The 19,618-nt window shown below is 58.8% G+C and carries 19 protein-coding genes and 1 tRNA gene; 9 read left to right on the top strand and 11 right to left on the bottom strand.

The window, feature by feature from the left end:
* The first annotated feature begins 9 nt into the window (after positions 1-9).
* Positions 10-3,624: a transporter substrate-binding domain-containing protein gene (locus ACWHXD_RS11215; RefSeq protein ID WP_192901654.1), complete on the top strand. Its 3,615-nt coding sequence runs from the start codon at positions 10-12 to the stop codon at positions 3,622-3,624.
* 133 nt (positions 3,625-3,757) lie between these two features.
* Positions 3,758-4,180 carry a hypothetical protein gene (locus tag ACWHXD_RS11220; protein ID WP_032892429.1) on the top strand — a complete coding sequence of 141 codons (423 nt, stop codon included), beginning with the start codon at positions 3,758-3,760 and terminating at the stop codon, positions 4,178-4,180.
* A gap of 57 nt (positions 4,181-4,237) precedes the next feature.
* Here ACWHXD_RS11220 and ACWHXD_RS11225 read toward each other — a convergent pair whose 3' ends face one another.
* Entirely contained in the window at positions 4,238-5,317 is a 1,080-nt protein-coding gene (locus tag ACWHXD_RS11225) for a 3-deoxy-7-phosphoheptulonate synthase (RefSeq protein ID WP_098952035.1), read from the bottom strand.
* Positions 5,318-6,512: 1,195 nt separating this feature from the next.
* Between ACWHXD_RS11225 and ACWHXD_RS11230 the strand changes: the two genes are divergently transcribed.
* Positions 6,513-7,262, top strand: a complete 750-nt coding sequence (locus ACWHXD_RS11230; protein ID WP_138762666.1) for a carbon-nitrogen hydrolase family protein — start codon at positions 6,513-6,515, stop codon at positions 7,260-7,262.
* Entirely contained in the window at positions 7,263-7,709 is a 447-nt protein-coding gene (locus ACWHXD_RS11235) for a GNAT family N-acetyltransferase (protein ID WP_032892423.1), read from the top strand.
* A gap of 35 nt (positions 7,710-7,744) precedes the next feature.
* Here the strand turns inward: ACWHXD_RS11235 and ACWHXD_RS11240 are convergent, their stop codons facing one another.
* Positions 7,745-7,984, bottom strand: coding sequence for a DNA-binding protein (locus tag ACWHXD_RS11240; RefSeq protein ID WP_044273192.1), 240 nt, complete (start codon positions 7,982-7,984; stop codon positions 7,745-7,747).
* A gap of 82 nt (positions 7,985-8,066) precedes the next feature.
* Here ACWHXD_RS11240 and ACWHXD_RS11245 point away from each other — a divergent pair, with 82 nt between their 5' ends.
* The 5 genes from ACWHXD_RS11245 to ACWHXD_RS11265 all read left to right on the top strand — a co-directional run bounded on the left by ACWHXD_RS11245 (position 8,067) and on the right by ACWHXD_RS11265 (position 11,779).
* A complete protein-coding gene (locus tag ACWHXD_RS11245; RefSeq protein WP_032892420.1) occupies positions 8,067-8,432 on the top strand; it encodes a helix-turn-helix domain-containing protein in 366 nt (121 codons plus the stop codon).
* Between the two features lie 151 nt (positions 8,433-8,583).
* Positions 8,584-9,225 (top strand): response regulator transcription factor GacA, encoded by a 642-nt coding sequence (gene gacA / locus ACWHXD_RS11250; protein ID WP_003190387.1) that lies wholly within the window; start codon positions 8,584-8,586, stop codon positions 9,223-9,225.
* A gap of 1 nt (position 9,226) precedes the next feature.
* Positions 9,227-11,050 carry an excinuclease ABC subunit UvrC gene (uvrC, locus tag ACWHXD_RS11255; RefSeq protein ID WP_138762665.1) on the top strand — a complete coding sequence of 608 codons (1,824 nt, stop codon included), beginning with the start codon at positions 9,227-9,229 and terminating at the stop codon, positions 11,048-11,050.
* 32 nt (positions 11,051-11,082) lie between these two features.
* Positions 11,083-11,643 carry a CDP-diacylglycerol--glycerol-3-phosphate 3-phosphatidyltransferase gene (gene pgsA, locus ACWHXD_RS11260; protein ID WP_032892416.1) on the top strand — a complete coding sequence of 187 codons (561 nt, stop codon included), beginning with the start codon at positions 11,083-11,085 and terminating at the stop codon, positions 11,641-11,643.
* Between the two features lie 60 nt (positions 11,644-11,703).
* A tRNA-Gly gene (locus tag ACWHXD_RS11265) sits at positions 11,704-11,779 on the top strand.
* A 581-nt stretch (positions 11,780-12,360) separates the two neighbouring features.
* Here the strand turns inward: ACWHXD_RS11265 and ACWHXD_RS11270 are convergent.
* From ACWHXD_RS11270 to ACWHXD_RS11310, 9 genes are all read right to left on the bottom strand, one after another.
* Entirely contained in the window at positions 12,361-12,972 is a 612-nt protein-coding gene (locus ACWHXD_RS11270) for a hypothetical protein (protein WP_192901653.1), read from the bottom strand.
* A gap of 73 nt (positions 12,973-13,045) precedes the next feature.
* A complete protein-coding gene (locus ACWHXD_RS11275) occupies positions 13,046-13,237 on the bottom strand; it encodes a hypothetical protein (protein ID WP_138762664.1) in 192 nt (63 codons plus the stop codon).
* Positions 13,238-13,249: 12 nt separating this feature from the next.
* Positions 13,250-13,579, bottom strand: coding sequence for a hypothetical protein (locus tag ACWHXD_RS11280; RefSeq protein ID WP_138762663.1), 330 nt, complete (start codon positions 13,577-13,579; stop codon positions 13,250-13,252).
* Positions 13,580-13,728: 149 nt separating this feature from the next.
* Positions 13,729-14,469: an IS21-like element helper ATPase IstB gene (gene istB / locus ACWHXD_RS11285; protein ID WP_064491510.1), complete on the bottom strand. Its 741-nt coding sequence runs from the start codon at positions 14,467-14,469 to the stop codon at positions 13,729-13,731.
* Positions 14,466-15,986, bottom strand: a complete 1,521-nt coding sequence (gene istA, locus ACWHXD_RS11290) for an IS21 family transposase (protein ID WP_081273177.1) — start codon at positions 15,984-15,986, stop codon at positions 14,466-14,468. Before istA ends, istB begins: the two co-directional genes overlap by 4 nt.
* A gap of 115 nt (positions 15,987-16,101) precedes the next feature.
* Positions 16,102-16,884 carry a DUF6708 domain-containing protein gene (locus ACWHXD_RS11295; protein ID WP_499083997.1) on the bottom strand — a complete coding sequence of 261 codons (783 nt, stop codon included), beginning with the start codon at positions 16,882-16,884 and terminating at the stop codon, positions 16,102-16,104.
* A gap of 84 nt (positions 16,885-16,968) precedes the next feature.
* Positions 16,969-17,772, bottom strand: coding sequence for a DUF6708 domain-containing protein (locus tag ACWHXD_RS11300; protein WP_499085047.1), 804 nt, complete (start codon positions 17,770-17,772; stop codon positions 16,969-16,971).
* A gap of 84 nt (positions 17,773-17,856) precedes the next feature.
* Positions 17,857-18,660 carry a DUF6708 domain-containing protein gene (locus ACWHXD_RS11305; protein ID WP_499085049.1) on the bottom strand — a complete coding sequence of 268 codons (804 nt, stop codon included), beginning with the start codon at positions 18,658-18,660 and terminating at the stop codon, positions 17,857-17,859.
* A gap of 84 nt (positions 18,661-18,744) precedes the next feature.
* Entirely contained in the window at positions 18,745-19,548 is an 804-nt protein-coding gene (locus ACWHXD_RS11310) for a DUF6708 domain-containing protein (RefSeq protein WP_499083998.1), read from the bottom strand.
* Between the last annotated feature and the right edge of the window lie 70 nt (positions 19,549-19,618).

Genomic DNA, 19,618 nt, shown 5'->3' on the forward strand with positions numbered 1-19,618 from the left:
TGAACTGAAATGATCACCGCCGCGTTTATCAGGTTCGTCACGATCCTTTGGATGAGCCTGTTACCTCTGATCGCGGTGGCCCTTGAAGAGCCTCACGCTTTGCGGCTGTTGGGGCACTCTCATATCGAAACCCCGCCAGTGGCGCTGGACGAGGCCGATTGGCGTTGGCTGCGTGAGCGGCGCACATTGCTGATGGGCGTTTCGGCGCCCGATTACGCACCTTTTGACTTGACCAATAACAACGACGAACTTGAAGGTATCACGGCTGATTTTGCCGCATTGGTCGGCCAGGCCCTGCATATCGCCATCGAGGTTCGGCGTTACGACACCCGCGATGAGGTGGTTGAGGCGCTGAAGCAGGGGGCGGTGGATTTCCTCGGCTCCGCCAATGGCTATGAAGCGGCGGACCCGCAGCTGCTGCTGTCTCGCTCTTATGCCAACGACCAACCGACCCTGGTGACCCGCAGCGGTGACAGCCAGGTATTGAATGACGACCTGGCCGGCAAGCGCGTGGCAATGCTCTATCACTACATGCAGCCCGACGCCGTACGGGCGTTTTACCCCAAAGCCCAGTTGGAACTGTTTGCCTCGACGTTCGAAGCCATTGGCGCCGTGGCGTTTGGTCGTGCCGACGTCTACCTGGGGGATGCCATCAGCAGCAATTACCTGATCAATCGCAACCACCTCAATAATGTACGCATGGCGGATTTTTCCGGCCTGGAAGTCAATCCGTTTGCGTTTGCCGTCACCCGCGAAAATGCGCGCTTACTGCCCATCCTCAATGCCGCGCTGGAGGCGATTCCCGCCAGCGAGCAGATGGAAATCCTGCGCCGCTGGAGCGGAGGTAACCTGGGCATAATCGGCGTTGACCGGCTGCACTTGAGCGCCAGTGAGCAACGCTGGGTGCAGAAAAACCCACGGGTCAGGGTCGCGGTGCTCAATGACTTCCTACCGTTATCTTTTATTGGTGGTCGAGGTCAATTCGAAGGGTTGAGTGCCGAGGTGTTATCGCGCATCAGCTTGCGCACCGGCTTGAAGTTCGATGTGGTGCCAGGCAGTTCGTTGCCGCGCCAGGTCAACATCGTCAGTGCGGGGACGGCGGACATGCTGGCGGTTATCACCCCCAGTGTGGAGCGGGCCGAAAAAATACGCTTTACCCGGCCCTATCTGACCAACCCCTTTGTGCTGGTAACCCGTGACAGTCCACACAGCCCGCTCACGTTGGAAGAGATGGTTGGCAAACGCTTGGCCATGGTGGTCGGCAATGGCCTGCATGATGAGATAGCGCAGAATTTTCCAGGCGTGATGTTTGTCGATGTGGAGAACCCCCAGCAAGCCATGGCGCTGGTGGCCAACGGTGACGCCGACGGCGCGGTCAACTCGTTGATCAGCGCGCGCTATTTGATCAGTCGGTATTACCGCGACCGCTTGCGTGTCACCAGTACGGTCGGCACTGAGCCTGCACGCGTGACCTTTGGGGTCAACCGCAGTCAATTGGAGTTGTATTCGATCCTCGACAAGGCGCTGCTGAGTATCACCCCGCAGGAAATGGACGAATTGATTGGTCAGTGGCGCAGCGAGGTCATCATCGAGGACAGTTACTGGTTGCGTTATCGCAACGTGATTCTTCAGGGCTTCGGGTTGGCGGCGCTGTTGTTGGCCGTCACGCTGGGCTGGGCCATTTACCTGCGCAGCCTGATTCGTAAGCGGCTACAGGCCGAGCGGGCGCTGAGCGATCAGATGCGGTTCATGAGCGTATTGATCGACGGCACGCCGCACCCGATTTACGTGCGTGACCGCCAAGGGCGGTTGATGGCCTGCAATAACGCCTACCTCGACGTGTTTGGCTACAAGCTTGAAGACGTGATCGGCAGGACGGTGGTGGAAACCGACGTCGAAAACCCGCCGCAGGCTCAGTCGTTTCATGAGGATTACCTGCGCTTGATGGCGGGGGGCGAGCCGCAGATTCATGATCGAATACTCAAGGTGCCCAATGGCGATGTGCTGACCATCTACCAGTGGATGCTGCCGTACCGCGACGGCGACGACAAGGTGGTGGGCATGATTGCCGGTTGGGTCGACGTGAGCGAGCGGCATCGGTTGCTCGGCCAGCTACAGGAAGCCAAGGACGATGCCGACGCCGCCAATCGCGCCAAGACGACCTTCCTGGCGACCATGAGCCACGAGATCCGCACGCCCATGAACGCCGTGATCGGCATGATCGAACTGGCGTTGAAAAATGCCGAGCAGGGGCGGGTCGACCGCGACGCCCTGGAGGTGGCCTCTGTGGCTTCACGGGGCATGCTGGAGTTGATCGGCGATATTCTCGATATCGCGCGCATCGAGTCGGGGCACTTGTCGCTGACCCTGGAACCCGCCAACCTGCATGAGCTGTTGGCGTCGGTCGCGCGCGTGTTCGAGGGGCTGGCCCGCGCCAAGGGGCTGGCGCTGCAGGTTGAGCTGGACCCGTTGATCGACCGGGCGGTGCTGGTCGACCCGCTGCGATTCAAGCAGGTGGTATCGAACCTTTTGAGCAATGCCATCAAGTTCACTGCTCATGGGCAGGTCAGTCTGGTTGCGCGGGCTAAGGTCGAGGATGATCGCTTGGCCGTCCAGTTATGGGTGCAAGACACCGGCATCGGAATCAGCATCGCCGATCAGCAGCGGTTGTTCAGTGTGTTTATCCAGGGCAGCAATAACCAGCAGTCGGCACGTAGCGGGTCTGGGCTGGGGTTGGTGATCAGCCGCAGCCTGTGCGAGATGATGGGCGGCCAATTGCACTTGAGTAGCGTGTTGGGGCACGGTACTCGGGTGGACGTGACGCTGACCCTGGCCATGACCGCCACGCTGCCGGCCCCGGTTGAGCCTGCGCAAGAGGCGGCGCCTGAGGGCCGTGCGCTGAAGATTCTGGTGGTGGATGACTACCCGGCCAACCGCTTGCTGCTGGCTCGACAGTTGAGCTTTCTGGGCCACCAAATCGTCACGGCCGAAGACGGTGTTCAAGGGCTTGAACAGTGGCGAGCGGGGCAGTTCGACGGCGTCATTACCGATTGCAACATGCCGTTCAAGAACGGCTATCAGCTGGCACAGGACATTCGCGCGCAAGAGCGTGAACAGGGTCTGGAACCCTGCCTGTTGCTGGGGTTCACCGCCAACGCCCAGCCGGAGGAGGCCGAGCGCTGCCGGCAGGCGGGCATGGATGGCTGCCTGTTCAAGCCAACCGGGCTTGACGACTTGCGGTCGGCGCTGGCCTCGCGTGTGGCCGACGCGGGCCCGCAGACCGTGGCGACATTCGACTTGAGCACACTGGTCGCGCTGACCGGCGATGATCACGCTGCGCTTGTCGAATTGCTGGCGCCGTTGCTCGACAGCCTGGAGGCAGACCGTGCCTTGCTGCCACGCCTGGCCAGCCAGGCAGACTTCGCCAAGCTGCACGACCTGGCTCACCGTGCCAAGGGCGGCGCGCGGATGGTCAAGGCAAACCTATTGATCAGTGGGTGTGAAGCATTGGAGGCAGTGTGTGAACAGCGCGACCGTCAGGCATTGGGGTCAGCGGTTGAGGACGTGTCTGAAGCGATCGATGTTTTGCGTCATGGCTTGAGCGCTTATTGCAATCAGCCTTGACTGCGGTTGATCGCCATTCGGGAAATTTGGGAAAACTCTTACGCGAACCGGGAACATGCCTGATTTTGTCGTCGGCATATGTCTGGAAAATGGGCAGCGCTCACTGCCGAGCACTGCCTGCCAGGGGTTTGCCATGCCGAACAAAGCACTGACCATCCTGATTGCCGATGAACAGCATCTGCAACGCCTGTACATCGAGAAAATGCTCAACCGGTTGGGTTATTACCGGATCGTGCCGGTGCAAACGTTCGAAGAGGTGCGGATTCTTACCGCCATTCCTGCCGAACCCTTCGATGTACTGATAATCCATGCCGGGCTGATGGCCCAAGCCTATGAACCTCAGCCCCAGGTGCGTCATGTGCTGGTCTACGAACATCTGGACCTGGGCGCCCCTTGCGGTGTAACGCCGGCCGTGCGGGTGCGCCTGCCGGGCGTCCCGGACCACGTCAACCTTGAACACTTCATGGACATCGTCGACCCCTGCGAGACTGCCCACGGACTGCGGGTGTTGCCGTGGTTGCGGGAGCTGTCCCGCATGCCGGTGGCCCGGGCATAACCTCACTGGGCCTGTGGCGAGGGAGCAAGCTCCCTCCCAGATGTTGATTTTCACCGATCAGTCGGCTTTGCCGTGTTCCCGCAACCGCTCAGCGGCACTGCGCAACAACTGCTCGGTCCCGTCCCAGCCCAGGCAACCATCGGTCACCGACACGCCGTATTTCATCGACGCGCTCAGCGGCTGGCAGCCTTCGAACAGGTGACTCTCAAGCATCATGCCTACCAGGGAGGTATCACCTTGCAGGCGCTGCTCCAGCACGTCATTGAATACCGCCGGTTGGCGCAGCGGGTTCTTGCCGCTGTTGGCATGGCTGCAGTCGACCATGATCCGCGCCGCCACCTTGGACTTGGCCAGGTCATGCTTCACGTCGGCCACGCTTTGCGCATCGTAGTTCGGCCCACGGTGGCCGCCGCGCAGCACCAGGTGCGTGTCGGGGTTGCCGGGCGTCTGGATGATCGCCGGGTGGCCCTGGCTGTCGACGCCGAAATGGCGATGCGGGTGGGACGCTGAGCGCATCGCATCGCAGGCAATGGCGACGCCACCGTCGGTGCCGTTCTTGAAGCCCACGGGCATGCCCAGGCCGCTGGCCATTTCGCGGTGAATCTGCGATTCGGTAGTGCGTGCGCCAATGGCGACCCACGTGAGCAAGTCATCGAAGTAGCCGGCGGCCATGGGCTGCAGCAACTCGGTGGCCACCGGCAGGCCCAGGCGCAGCATTTCACGCATCAGCTCGCGGGACAGGGTCAGGCCGGCGGCCATGTCATCGCTGCCGTCCAGGTGCGGGTCGTAGGCCAGGCCTTTCCAACCCACCGTGGTGCGCGGTTTCTCGACGTAGGCACGGATCACCAACAGCATCTGGTCGCTGACTTCAAGCGCGAGCTTCTTCAGATTACGCGCGTATTCCATGGCCGATTCCGGGTCGTGGATCGAGCACGGCCCCACAATCACCAGCAAGCGTGAATCTTCGCCATTGAGGATGGCGCGCACGGCTTGGCGATGGGCGTGGACTTGTTCGTTGAGGAACGGGCTGAGCGGCAGTTGATGCTTGAGCTCAAGGGAGCTGGGCAAACGCTGGGTCAGGGCTTCATTGGCACTGTTGAGGGTAGAGACGGGCAAAGCGGCGACGGAGGAGTTCATATTCAAGGCTTCCTGGGCAAGCGGCGGGCGATTCCCGCACACTTGGCCTACTGGGGTGTTCGACAATTGGCCGTATCGGCTACGTGTGCTGGCTTGCCACCATGGGGTGACCGGTCGGAGGCGGCAGGCTGTCCCGAACGGAGCTGGCTAAATCGCCATGCAGTGCAAGTGTCGTAGCGGTAATAGGTGGTGAAGTTCATGGTGTGATTCCTTTAAGTGATCGTGAGCAAACAAGTTGTTAGGCGCTGAAAAAACAAAACCCCCGGTCGGGGAGCCGACCGGGGGTTTAGATTTCTCTGGTAGGCGACCCCTTGAGTAGTGGGCGCCGATTTCAGGTATCAGGCGCGCCAGTGGCTAAACCAATACCCAAAATAAAAGCCGGCCAGTGCGCTCGAACCGTTCACACGGGTAGCCGACACCGAGCGCAAGGCGCTGGCAGCAGGGCAAACCTGAGTGTGGGTGAGTGGCAACATGGGGCTCTCCAAATGATGGGGGGAGCTTACTAGAGGCGTGCAGGTGGATTCAATCAGTAATTTCTATTGCGTGGCGGTACTTACCGCTATGGGCAACGCTGGACCTGTGGCGAGGGAGCTTGCTCCCGTGACGGCCTGCCAGCCGACGCCTATCTACCTGACACCCCGCGATCAAACTGTGGGAGCTGGCTTGCCTGCGATGGCGGCCTGACAGTCAACACCTATCTACCTGACACCCCACGATCCAACTGTGGGAGCTGGCTTGCTCGCGAAGGCGGCCTGGCAGTCAACACAGTTGGATGGTGTGCATATCCATTGCTGCGGTAACGGCTACTTAGGGTTCCGCCCTGACGGCGGCTCACTTTCGAAAAGCGCGAAAGTAAGCAAAGCGCTCTTGCCCCACCACTCGGCACCTCGCTTAGGCTCGGTGTGCCCGTAATCCGCCAGTGATTTGGGGGGCCGCCGCCACGCGCCATCCATGGCGCGGGGCGGCTAAACCGGCATCCCTGCCGGTTTACCCCCCAAATCCCTGTCGAATTCCGGCCAGCGTGGTTTGACGGGGCGCTTAAGATCAAGATCAAAAGCAGATCAAGAGCGACTCGCTTCGCATCGTGGTTACCGTCCGCTGCTACTGTCCACTCAGTTGTGTAGATACCTATGCCGCTATGGGGCAAGTGTGGATATGCTGACGGCTCTCAAACAATGATTGCCAGGACGCGACCATGACTGCCTTGACCCTTGCTGCGGCGCAAACCGTTTCCATCCCGGGCGATGTCGCTGCCAATATCCAGCGGCACCTGGCGTTGATGTGGGCCGCGGCTGAACAGGGCGTGCAGTGCCTGGTGTTTCCAGAACTGTCACTGACGGGCTACGAGCCGTTCCTGGCGGCCGACTTGGCCATCGACCCGCAAGACGCCGTGTTGGCGCCGTTGCGTGAGCTGGCGCGGGAGCTGCGGTTGACCGCCGTGGTGGGCATGCCGGTGCGGTTGGCGTCACAAACAGGTGTACTGATTGGCGCACTGGCGCTGGGGGCGGACGGCTCAGTAGGCGTCTACACCAAGCAGCACTTGCACCCCGGTGAGGAGTTGGCATTTGCTGCGGGGCAGGGCGGCGAGGTCCTGGCATTCGGAGATGACCGCATAGCATTGGCGGTGTGCGCGGACTTTTCCCAGGCCAGTCATCCACGTCAAGCGGCGGCAGCGGGCGCCACGGTGTATGCCGCAAGCGTACTGATCAGCGAGGGAGGCTACGCGGCGGACAGTGCTTGGCTTGAAGGCTATGCGGCCGAGCATGGCCTGTTGGTGCTGATGGCTAACCATGGTGGCCCGTCCGGAGGCTGGGCCTGTGCCGGCCGCAGTGCGATCTGGACCGCCGATGGCAACTTGCTTGTTGCCGCCCCCGGTGTCGGCGACGCGTTGGTGATCGCCCGTCGCGAGAACGGGCAGTGGGCCGGCCACGTGGTAGCTCTCTGAATGAGGTTTCATTTGCGCCGGGCCACTGAGCAAGACCTGCCGTTTGCCCGCACCCTGACCCGGGAGGCTATGAGCCATTATTACCGTCAGAACGGCTTGTTGTGGTCCAACGACGGCTTCGACGTGGCCTGGGCGGGCCGCGAGAACTGGCTGATCTGCAACGATGACGGCGTCATGGGCTTTATCAGCCTGAGCCGCGACGGCAAGGCCCTGTATATCCGCGAGCTGCACCTGCTGGAATGCTGCCGCAAGCAGGGTGCGGGCAGTTGGGTGCTGGCGCAAATGGTGCTCAAGGCACGCGTCGAGGGCCTGGGCTTTCTACGTTTGACGGTGTTCAAGACCAACCCGGCAAGGAGGCTGTATCAGCGCCTGGGGTTGAGCATTGTCGGTGAAGAGGATGGCTTCTGGCGGATGGAGCGTGAGTGTCGCGCACTCACATCGGACTAAAACAAGCACGTCCTACAAATAAGCGCATACTGCTGTCAGCTAGTGCTTTGTTCATCGTGGGATTGAGCTTCAGGCTCATCCACGATGACGCCCTCTTTCATGCCCAGAAGTACCGCCACTTTATGGGCTTCTCCACGTCGTCCCTTTTTTCGCCCGGCGAGCACTTGATAGGTGGTTGCCGGGTCTACGCCATGCTCCCGGGCGAACGCTTGAACTGACTTTCCTTGATGTTCCAGCCAGGCCTTGGCTTGTGCAGCAGTACGGATTCCGGGCATAGTTCAAAACCGTTCAAGTTTGTTTAACGAAGTGATGGTGTGACACCTCTTGGGGTGTGCCAATTTAGGATCATACATCCAAATGAGTGGAATCGGTTCGCGCTTAAGGCAAGAAAGAGAGCGACTTGGCCTGTCGCAGAAAGTTTTTGGTGAAATTGGAGGCGTTGAAGCGAACGCCCAAGGCAAATATGAAAGTGGTGGTCGTGCGCCCAAGGCCGATTATTTGTCTCGCGTCGCCGAAAAAGGCGTGGATATCCTGTACGTGTTGACCGGCAGCCCAACGCCGATCCAGCTGGATAACCTGAGCAAGATCGAAGAAAAAGTGCTGGGCAATTACCGAGCGATGTTCAAGGAAGACCAGGATGCAATCCGTCGCTTGACCAGTACCTTGGCCGAGCATTCATCCGTGGTGAACGGAAAAGCCAAGCCGCACCCCCAGGAATCCTGACCTTTAACCCAGGAAACAGGGCTGTTTGCCACGTGGTGAACAGCCCCAACGCGTTGAATCTCTATATATATGACACTTGCAACTAGGTCTGCGCCTTGGTTTTTTGCTAAGGTGTTCAGCAACCTATAAGACCATATCGCGAGGTGTCTGCTTGATTAGGGTGCTAGTAGTCGATGACCATGATCTCGTTCGTACAGGTATTACACGAATGCTGGCTGACATCGACGGCCTGCAAGTAGTCGGCCAGGCGGAGTCGGGGGAGGAATCCCTGATCAAGGCCCGGGAGTTGAAGCCCGATGTGGTGCTGATGGACGTCAAGATGCCTGGGATTGGCGGTCTTGGTGCCACGACCAAGCTATTGCGCAGCCATCCGGACATCAAGGTCGTGGTGGTCACGGTGTGCGAGGAAGACCCGTTCCCCACCCGTTTGCTGCAAGCCGGTGCCGCCGGTTACCTCACCAAGGGCGCAGGCCTGGCCGAGATGGTGCAAGCCATTCGCCTGGTATTTGCTGGCCAGCGCTACATCAGCCCGCAGATTGCCCAGCAATTGGCCATCAAATCGTTCCAGCCCACCAGCGATTCGCCGTTTGATGCGCTGTCGGAGCGGGAAATCCAGATCGCCCTGATGATCGTCGGTTGCCAGAAGGTGCAGACCATTTCTGACAAGCTGTGCCTGTCGCCCAAGACCGTCAATACCTACCGTTATCGTATCTTCGAGAAGCTTGCCATCAGCAGTGATGTTGAATTGACCCTGCTCGCGGTGCGCCACGGCATGGTGGACGCCAGCGCCTGACATGACCACACCGTTTGATCCCAGTGCCTTTCTCTCCACCTGCAGTGGCCGCCCCGGCGTGTACCGCATGTTCGACAGCGAGGCGCGCCTGCTTTACGTGGGCAAAGCCAAGAACCTGAAGAGCCGTCTGGCGAGCTACTTTCGCAAGACCGGCCTTGCGCCGAAAACCGCCGCCCTGGTGGGGCGTATCGCCCAGGTCGAAACCACCATCACCGCCAATGAAACCGAAGCGCTGCTGCTTGAGCAGACGCTGATCAAGGAATGGCGGCCGCCTTACAACATCCTGCTACGTGACGATAAATCCTACCCTTACGTATTTTTATCGGACGGCAATTTTCCACGCCTGAGCATTCACCGCGGGGCAAAAAAGCAGAAGGGCAAGTACTTCGGGCCTTACCCCAGCGCCGGGGCGATTCGTGAAAGCCTGAGCCTGCTGCAAAAAACCTTTTTTGTGCGCCAGTGCGAAGACAGCTTCTACAAGAACCGCACACGGCCATGCCTGCAATACCAGATCAAGCGCTGCAAGGCGCCTTGTGTGGGCCTGGTGGAACCTGCGGAGTACGCCGAGGATGTGCGCCACTCGGTGATGTTCCTCGAAGGGCGCAGCAACGCGCTCACCGATGAGCTCTCTGGAGCCATGGAGCAGGCCGCCAGCACCCTGGATTTCGAAAAGGCTGCCGAACTGCGTGACCAGATCTCCCTGCTGCGCCGTGTCCAGGACCAGCAAAGCATGGAAGGCGGCACCGGTGACGTCGACGTGATCGCCGCGTTCGTCAACCCGGGCGGCGCCTGTGTGCACCTGATCAGCGTGCGTGGTGGGCGGGTGTTGGGGAGCAAGAACTTCTTTCCGCAGACCGGTATCGACGAAGACGTGGCGGAGGTCATGGCTGCGTTCCTTGGCCACTATTACGTCAGCAGCCCTGAGCGCGACCTGCCTTCGGAGCTGATCGTCAACGTGGTGCACGAAGACTTTCCCACCTTGATCGAAGCGATCCACGAGCTGCGCGGCCGCGAGCTGGACATCAGCCACCGCGTACGCGGCACCCGTGCCCGCTGGCAGCAACTGGCCGTGACCAACGCCGAACAGGCCCTGGGCGCGCGGCTGGCGAACCGACAGCACGTCGCTGCACGCTTCGACGCCCTGGCCGAGGTGCTCAACCTGGACGAGCCGCCCCAGCGCCTGGAGTGCTACGACATCAGCCACTCCAGCGGCGAGGCCACAGTGGCCTCCTGCGTGGTATTCGGGCCGGAAGGGCCGATCAAATCCGATTATCGACGCTACAACATCGAAGGCGTTACCGCAGGCGATGACTATGCCGCCATGCACCAGGCACTCACGCGGCGCTTCAGCAAGTTGAAGGACGGGGAGGGCAAGTTGCCCGATATCCTGCTGGTAGACGGCGGCAAGGGCCAGCTGTCCATGGCCCGTGACGTGCTCAACGAACTGGCGGTGCCCGACCTGATCCTGCTCGGCGTCGCCAAGGGCACCACGCGCAAGGCTGGTTTTGAAACGTTGTACTTGAATGATGCCGCCCATGAGTTCACTTTGAAGGGCGACTCACCCGCACTGCACTTGATTCAACAGATCCGCGACGAAGCGCACCGTTTCGCCATTACCGGCCACCGCGCCCGCCGTGGCAAAACCCGGCGAACCTCAACCCTGGAAGGGGTTGCGGGGGTAGGCCCGACCCGCCGTCGCGACTTGCTTAAACATTTTGGTGGCTTGCAGGAGCTGTCCCGTGCCAGCATTGACGAGATAGCCAAAGCACCCGGTATCAGTAAAAAGCTCGCTGAGCTGATTTATGCAAACCTGCACAGCGAATAGAATGCCTTCTCACCTCGTAGCCAGTTGTGCCGATGAATATCCCTAATCTGATCACCGTTCTACGCGTCCTGCTTATCCCGATTTTCATTCTGTTGTTCTATTTGCCGTATGAATGGAGCTACATCGCCTCCAGCTCGGTATTTGCCTTCGCAGCCGCCACCGACTGGCTCGACGGCTACCTGGCACGCCGCCTGGAACAGAGCACGCCCTTCGGCGCGTTCCTCGACCCTGTGGCCGACAAACTCATGGTGGCCGTTGCCCTGGTCCTGCTGGTACAGGAACACGGCAACCTGTGGCTGACCCTGCCGGCCGCCGTGATCATTGGCCGCGAAATCGTCGTCTCGGCCCTGCGCGAGTGGATGGCCGAAATCGGCGCCCGCGCCCACGTCGCCGTCTCCAACATGGGCAAATGGAAAACCGCCGCGCAAATGCTCGCGCTGGTCATCCTGCTGGCCAACCCGTCGGACTTCACATTCTGGGTACTCACCGGCTACGCCTTGCTGCTCATCGCCGCCGGCCTGACCCTGTGGTCCATGCTGCAATACCTGCGCGCCGCCTGGCCTCATCTGCGAACCACGGTTGAAAAGAAATAAAACTTTTTTGAATCAAGGGGTTGACGGGTGCTGAGGATTCTATAGAATGCGCATCACCAAGCGGGAATAGCTCAGTTGGTAGAGCACGACCTTGCCAAGGTCGGGGTCGCGAGTTCGAGTCTCGTTTCCCGCTCCAAACGTTAAAGAAAAAGCCACTCAATCGAGTGGCTTTTTTTTGCCTGTGATTTACGGAAGAGACGCTTAGGCGTCTTTTTTTGTGTGCAAAACCTTGGGCGCCCAGGGTGATCCTGTAAGACTCAAATTCGTATTGTTAACGGATTCGCTCAGTTCACCTGTCGCCAAGCCAGCTACTGTTTGTTCATCCTCCCGGCATACATAGACCTTTGGTCATGCGTCACTTCTGGTACCGATAATCCTGAGTCACGGTGGTTTACAGGCAGTGGACTTGCCACATGTCCTGGCAACTGCTTGAAAAGGCCTCTCTGCGTGATGCGCCCCAAATGCTCACCCGAAGAAGCTATGCGACATCGGAATTGGACCCCATGAACGCGGTGTTTATACTCAGTGAACCTGCATTATGAAAGGCGCAAAAAACACATGGAGCTATACGAGGAGCAAGGAATGGTCTACGGCCAAGAGAAAGAAGCGCGCACAGGGCGACGATCAACGATGCTTCGCGCTGCCAGCGCGGAATATTCCGGAGTGCGTCTGCGGGTAGTGCTGTCGGAGTGCAAGATCGCGCCAATGGATTTCGCGCTATTTCTGAAGATCAGCCCTCAGCGGCTGACCAATTGGTTTTCTCGTGGTATCCCGCACTCGCAGCTCGATAGGATCGCAGGACTGTTGAGCGTTAATGCACAATGGCTGGAAACAGGGGCTGGGGAAAAATTCCCGGCGACAGGCGAGTAGCGAGCCCTGCGGGAGCACATAGCAGGATTCCCCAACCGCAACCGCCGTACGGTTCCGGTCCGCTTCGGTGAAGACACAGAGGTCCAAGCCGTCACTAATGACATAGGACGACAGCAGGTAACCGCCAAGTTTCAGCGCCGCGTCGTTGTAGCGTCGATGCTCTGCGCGCACATCGCCCCAGTCGCCGCAGATGTGTCGGCGCACGTAGGGAAGCGGGTCGAGCAGATCTTGTCGGGTCAGCGCGTCGACACAGCGGGAGATGGTCAGGCCACCGAAGGGAAATCGTGGCTGAAGGCTGAGGAGGGCGGACATGGGGATGCGCAGTTCCTCCACGGCGATGGGGCTTCGTACTCTAGCAAGGTCGAACGTTCCGACGGCGAGGTCGCGGTCACAATCACGCACGTGATGGTGTTGCTTGTGGGTCGGCAGGCGTGCTTTGGCTGGGTAGAAAAGCTCCATGGGGCCGGCTCTTGGCAGCGTGTCCAACCCCGCAGGTACTTCATCGTTCGCTGACCCATGACGGTGTCACTTTTTATGGGTGAGGGCGTTCGGCCCCACTGGTTTCCTTGACCGCATACAACAGGCAGCGTACCGCTTCACGATCCTCATTCGACAATGAGCGGTAGTAGTGGATCAAGCGCTCTTCTTCTCGATTGATTTGGCGGGGCCGCAGGGAGGTGCCGGGGGCGGTGCGTAATGAGGGAAAAAACGAAGTATTTAGCATGACCCTATTTCTTTATGAGATGAATGGAGACGTGGGCTTCTTGCCCGGAACAACTGAATACATAACGTTTATTGTAAGAAAGAGCTCGTCATTTTTTGTGACTGCTGAGTTTTTCAGAAGGGGCTGTCGGAAGGGCTTGGCAACGATGTAGGAGCGATCTTTCAAACCCGGTTGAATGAAGGTGCGATTGAGCGGAGAGCCCGCCAAACTGGTATCCCTGGTCAGATTGGCGGTGGGGAGGTGCGAGTCTGTCAAAAACGGGACACCTCCTTGAAGGGCGCAGGTCAAATAGCGCATCGCCACCCGGTCGGTTTCCGACAGCGTGCGGAAGTGTTCAATCAACCCCCCTGATTCATCCGTTATAGGCTGATTCGCATTGACGGAACCTCAAGAGGCTGTACGTGACTCAAGGTCTATTTCGGCCGGCCACTGTCAATGGCCATTAATTTTGACCCACTTTTGGCCAATAGAATTGACCCACTTGCTCACCGCTAACCGCCGGTTTTCTGCTTCAAACGATAGCTCTCACCTCCCAGCATAAAGATGTGTGAATGGTGGATCACGCGGTCGATGATGGGCACGGCCACGTTGTCGTCATGGAAGAACTCGCCCCAGCTGGTGAAGTCCTTGTTGGTGGTCAGGATGACCGAGCGGTACTCGTACAGGTTGTTGATTAACTGGAACAGGTTGTACCGGGCTTGGCGCGTCATCGGCAGGTAGCCCAGCTCATCGATGATCAGCACGTCGTATTTGCTCAGCTGATTAAGGCGCTTCTTCAGCTCGCCCTTCATTTCCGCCAGCTCCAGATCCTCGACCAACGCCAGAGCCGTGCGGAACAGCACCTTGTAGCCCGCCTGAACCGCCTTGTGGCCAATCCCAATGGCCAAGTGGGTCTTGCCCACACCCGGTGGTCCGATGAACACCAGGTTGTCGCGGTTGTCGATAAAGCTGAAGTCCAGCAAGGTGCTGACCTGGCGCTTGGTGATGGTGGTCTGGTGCCGGTAATCGAAGGCCTCCAGATGCTTCTCCGAGGGGAACTGCGCCTGCTTGAGGTTGCGGCTTACGCGGCTACTGGAGCGGGCGTTAAGCTCATGCTCGACCAGTGACTGGGCGAAGCTCAGGTAGGACAGTTCATTGGCTTCGGCTCTGGCCAGCAGGGTGGCCAGCTCACCCGCGGTCGCGCTGAGGCGCAGGCTTCGGTACTGCGCGATAGTGCTGTCGAGCAGGCTCATTGGGTCACCCCGTGGCCAGTCGACTGGCCAATGCGGGCATAAGCGTTCAGGTCGGCGTGACTAACCTGGCTACCGGCCTCTGGCGCATAGTCATGGTCGCCGATGATCCGGCCCCGCGCCTTGGCTTGCTGCCATGCTTCGAGGTAGCGCTTGAGCCCGGTGGCGGTCAGTTCACTGCGCTCGCACAACTCGCCGAGCAACGCCGTATCAACCGGCGCATGGGCCATGAGCAGGTCGCGTGCAGCAACCAGCTGATCCTTGTAGATACGCGGCGAAGTACGCTTGAGCAGTTGGCACAGGGTTGCCCCAAGGGCATCGGGCAGGATCGAGTCGATGCCGCGCTCCAGGTCGGTAATGCGCTGGGCATGGTCTCGGTAATGGTTGTTGTTCTTGATCATCCGGCCCTTGGCCTTGCACAGGTCATGGGTGGCTATGAGTTCACCGCTCTCCAGGTCATGGATCAGCAACTGGTTGTCCTGTGCGCTGACACCGACACGGGCTTGCTGCCAGGCCATGGGTACCGAGTACTTGTTGGCCTGCCATGAGATCAAGCCGGTCTTGTCGACCTTGCGGGTCTCCCTTGTCGGCGCCACGTGCAGCAGGTTCTGCGGGACGAGATAGGGCTTGAGCTGACTACGCTCCAGTGCCTCGAAATGCGCTCTTGGATGCTGCCCCGTCGTGCCGTGCACGCGTGCGTTGGCGACAGTCTCGAGCCAATCATTCAGGTGCTGTCGGACGGCGGCCTCGTCCTGGAAGTGCTCGCCGTAGAAGCAGTCACGCTTGACGTACTTGACCCCGGCCTCCACCTTGCCCTTGCTCTCCGGGTCATAGCCCTCGCAGGCATGGATGCGGTACCCGACGGTAGTCGCATACTGGTGGAAGCGCTGGTTCAGCGTCAGCTCACGGTACTGCTCGTTGATCACCACCATCTTGGTCTGATCGTAGATGCACTCCTCGGTGACGCCGCCGAAGTAGCGGAAGGCCTCGTCGTGCATCTGGATAAACCGTTCGGTATCCAGCGGCCGGAAGTTCAGACCGACATACATCAGCCGTGAACAGGACAGCACAAACACCACAAAATGAACGACACGCTCCAGGCCGCCAATCATGACGCCTCGCAGCTCACCGGGGTCGACCTGACACTGCACGCCAGGCACTGACTCAACGACCGGCTCGTAATAGCGCAACTGGCCACTGGCAACCTGCTGCTTGAGCGCTTGCACATAGCGGCGAATGCTCCGGTCTGACACCGCCAGCTCGGTGGTGCGCTCCCTCAGGCGACGGGCCAGCTTGACTGCGCTCAGGGCTGGAAACTGACCCAACTGATTAATCAGATAATCGCGGTGCTCGTCGAGCACCTTGGTGCGTGAAGGGTCAGCAATGGTAGCGCTGATCTGCATCTCATCCAGGTGGAGATACTTGCGTACGGTGTTCCGGGAAATCCCCAGCTCACGACTGATGGCACGGACCGACAGGCCTCGGCCCTGGTCATACAACCCCTTGATCTTGTGAATCACAACCCACTCCTTCAATGATCTGTCCCCGGCCTGTGCATAAGGCGGGTGACGCTACATGGTCGGTGGCCAATGCCACTATGGGTGGGTCAAAATTGTTGGCCAGAGGTGGGTCAGTTTAATTGGCCATTAACAGCCACTGCACTTTGGGGGCCAAGCGGCGGGCGAGGTTGAGGTTCGCGGCTTCGTTGTTCCAGTCACGAGGTGGGCGGGGAAAAGCGGGCAGGGCTTGCGGGCCTTGTTGCATGAACAGTTGGGCCATGGCCCAGTACATTTCGCCTTGTTGAATTTCGTGGGCGAAATGAAAACGATCAATTACCTGGTGGGTGCCAGGTTTCACCACGGCAAGGGTGACGGTTTCGATGAGGCCGCCACTGCCCATGGGGCCGTACACACTGCAGGCTTCGGCACGCAGGTTATCCCAGTCATAGACTTCGGCCCTAACGCCCCAGGCGGTACGGCTGAAGGGCCTGAGGCCGTCGCGGTAAAAGCGGTAGACGTAGACTTTGCGTCGGATGCGGTTGAAGCGGATGGGTTCATCGCGGGGAGGGGTAACGTCCATTCGCCAAGCGTAAACGCCCAACCATATGCCTGTGATAAATCCAATAGGCCCAAAAAAAATCAGTACTAAGGGGGGCGCGCTTTGCTCTGTCACAACAAACATGATCAAACTGATCGGAAAAGCCATGGACATCATGAATATAAAAGGGGCTATCCAAACACCAACCCCACGAGTCCTTACTGTGGCACGTGCCAACTCAAGGTACACATCGTCAGCATGATTGGGTGGATTCGAGAGTGCTGAAGGGTACGGCTCAATAGAAGGCGACTCGTTTGGTCCCGGCAGATCGCGCTTCCAGCCAGGAGCAGGTTTTTCGAGTAAAGGTGCTTTAAATACCATGATGAGCTGTTCCAAGTTCGGGGTGAACGCCGCTTGTAATCTTTAGCCTGTTGTATCGAGGCCGCTTCGGTTGATGGCTTGTAGTCAGGGCGCGGTGCGTGACTCCAGGTCTAGTTCGGCTGGCCATCGCACTTTAGGGGCCAAGCGACGCGCGAGATTGAAGCTCACGTCTTCGTTGTTCCAGTCACGAGGTGGGCGGGGAAAAGCGGGCAGGGCTTGCGGGCCTTGTTGCATGAACAGTTGGGCCATGGCCCAGTACATTTCGCCTTGTTGAATTTCGTGGGCGAAATGAAAACGATCAATTACCTGGTGGGTGCCAGGTTTCACCACGGCAAGGGTGACGGTTTCGATGAGGCCGCCACTGCCCATGGGGCCGTACACACTGCAGGCTTCGGCACGCAGGTTATCCCAGTCATAGACTTCGGCCCGAACGCCCCAAGCGGTGCGGCTGAAGGGTCTGAGGCCGTCGCGGTAAAAGCGGTAGACATAGACTTTGCGTCGGAAGCGGTTAAAGCGGATGGGTTCGTCGCGGGGAGGGGCAACGTCCATTCGCCAGAAGTAAATCCCTAGCCACAAAGCTGTGATGAGTCCAAAAAATGCTACTAAAACGAGAGAGGTAGGGGGGGCACTATGCTCTTTAACTGCAAAAGCAACCAGCGTAGCCGGAAAGCCTAGAGACAATAGAAAGATGAAAGGAACCATCCAAACACCAACTCCACGAACTCTCATAGTCGCGCGCGCTAGTTCGAGATACACATCGTCAACATAATTGGGCGGATTCGATAGTACGGGGGGATACGGTTCATTGGAAGGCGACTCGTTTGGTCCCGGCAAATCGTGCTTCCAGCCAGGGGCAGGTTTATCGAGTAAAGGTGTTTTAAATACCATGATGAGCTGTTCCAAGTTCGGGGTGAACGCCGCTTGTAATCTTTAGCCTGTTGTATCGAGGCCGCTTCGGTTGATGGCTTGTAGTCAGGGCGCGGTGCGTGACTCCAGGTCTAGTTCGGCTGGCCATCGCACTTTAGGGGCCAAGCGACGCGCGAGATTGAAGCTCACGTCTTCGTTGTTCCAGTCACGAGGTGGGCGGGGGAAAGTGGGCAGGGCTTGCGGGCCTTGTTGCATGAACAGTTGGGCCATGGCCCAGTACATTTCGCCTTGTTGAATTTCGTGGGCGAAATGAAAACGATCAATTACCTGGTGGGTGCCAGGTTTCACCACGGCAAGGGTGACGGTTTCGATGAGGCCGCCACTGCCCATGGGGCCGTACACACTGCAGGCTTCGGCACGCAGGTTATCCCAGTCATAGACTTCGGCCCTAACGCCCCAGGCGGTGCGGCTGAAGGGTCTGAGGCCGTCGCGGTAAAAGCGGTAGACGTAGACTTTGCGTCGGAAACGGTTGAAGCGGATGGGTTCGTCGCGGGGAGGGTCAACGTCCATTCGCCAGATGAACACGCCTCCCCAAAGAGCTGCAATAAAACCCATGAGTAAAGCAATTCCGGGTATGGGCGGCGGCATGGTTCCTTCTTTCAATATGTATGCGATCAAAGAAAGTAGGGCGACTATTGCAAGCGAGAACATAAGAAAAGTTAACCAAACACCAACTCCACGAGTCCTTACTGTGGCACGCGCCAGTTCGAGGTACACGTTATCAACATGATTGGGCGGATTCGATAGTACGGGAGGATACGGTTCAATGGAGGGCGATTCGTTTGGCCCCGGCAAATCTTGCTTCCAGCCAGGAGCAGGTTTGTCGAGTAAAGGTGTTTTAAATACCATGATGAGCTGTTCCAAGTTCGGGGTGAACGCCGCTTGTAATCTTTAGCCTGTTGTATCGAGGCCGCTTCGGTTGATGGCTTGTAGTCAGGGCGCGGTGCGTGACTCCAGGTCTAGTTCGGCTGGCCATCGCACTTTAGGGGCCAAGCGACGCGCGAGATTGAAGCTCACGTCTTCGTTGTTCCAGTCACGAGGTGGGCGGGGGAAAGTGGGCAGGGCTTGCGGGCCTTGTTGCATGAACAGTTGGGCCATGGCCCAGTACATTTCGCCTTGTTGAATTTCGTGGGCGAAATGAAAACGATCAATTACCTGGTGGGTGCCAGGTTTCACCACGGCAAGGGTGACGGTTTCGATGAGGCCGCCACTGCCCATGGGGCCGTACACACTGCAGGCTTCGGCACGCAGGTTATCCCAGTCATAGACTTCGGCCCTAACGCCCCAGGCGGTGCGGCTGAAGGGTCTGAGGCCGTCGCGGTGGAAGCGGTAGACATAGACTTTGCGTCGGAAGCGGTTAAAGCGGATGGGTTCGTCGCGGGGGGCTTCTACGTCCATTCGCCAGAAGAATACGCATACCCATAGAGGCACGATAAACGCGATGAGGCCAAAGAAGTTAAATACAAAAGAAGGCACAGTTCCAGTTGTTATAAAAAGGGTAATCCAAGTGAAGGGAGGAATGAGAGAGAACAAAAAAAGAGCCATAGCCCCCCAAACGGCAACACCCCTAATTCGGAAGGTCCCACTTGGTAACTCAAGATATACATCGTCAACATGATTGGGCGGATTCGATAGGACGGGTGGATACGGTTCGTTGGAGGGCGACTCGTTTGGACCCGGCAGATCGTGCTTCCAGCCAGGAGCAGGTTTGTCGAGTAAAGGTGCTTTAAATACCATGATGAGCTGTTCCAAGTTCGGGGTGAACGCCGCTTGTAATCTTTAGCCTGTTGTATCGAGGCTGCTTCGG

It is taken from the genome of Pseudomonas fjordensis (assembly GCF_976987115.1).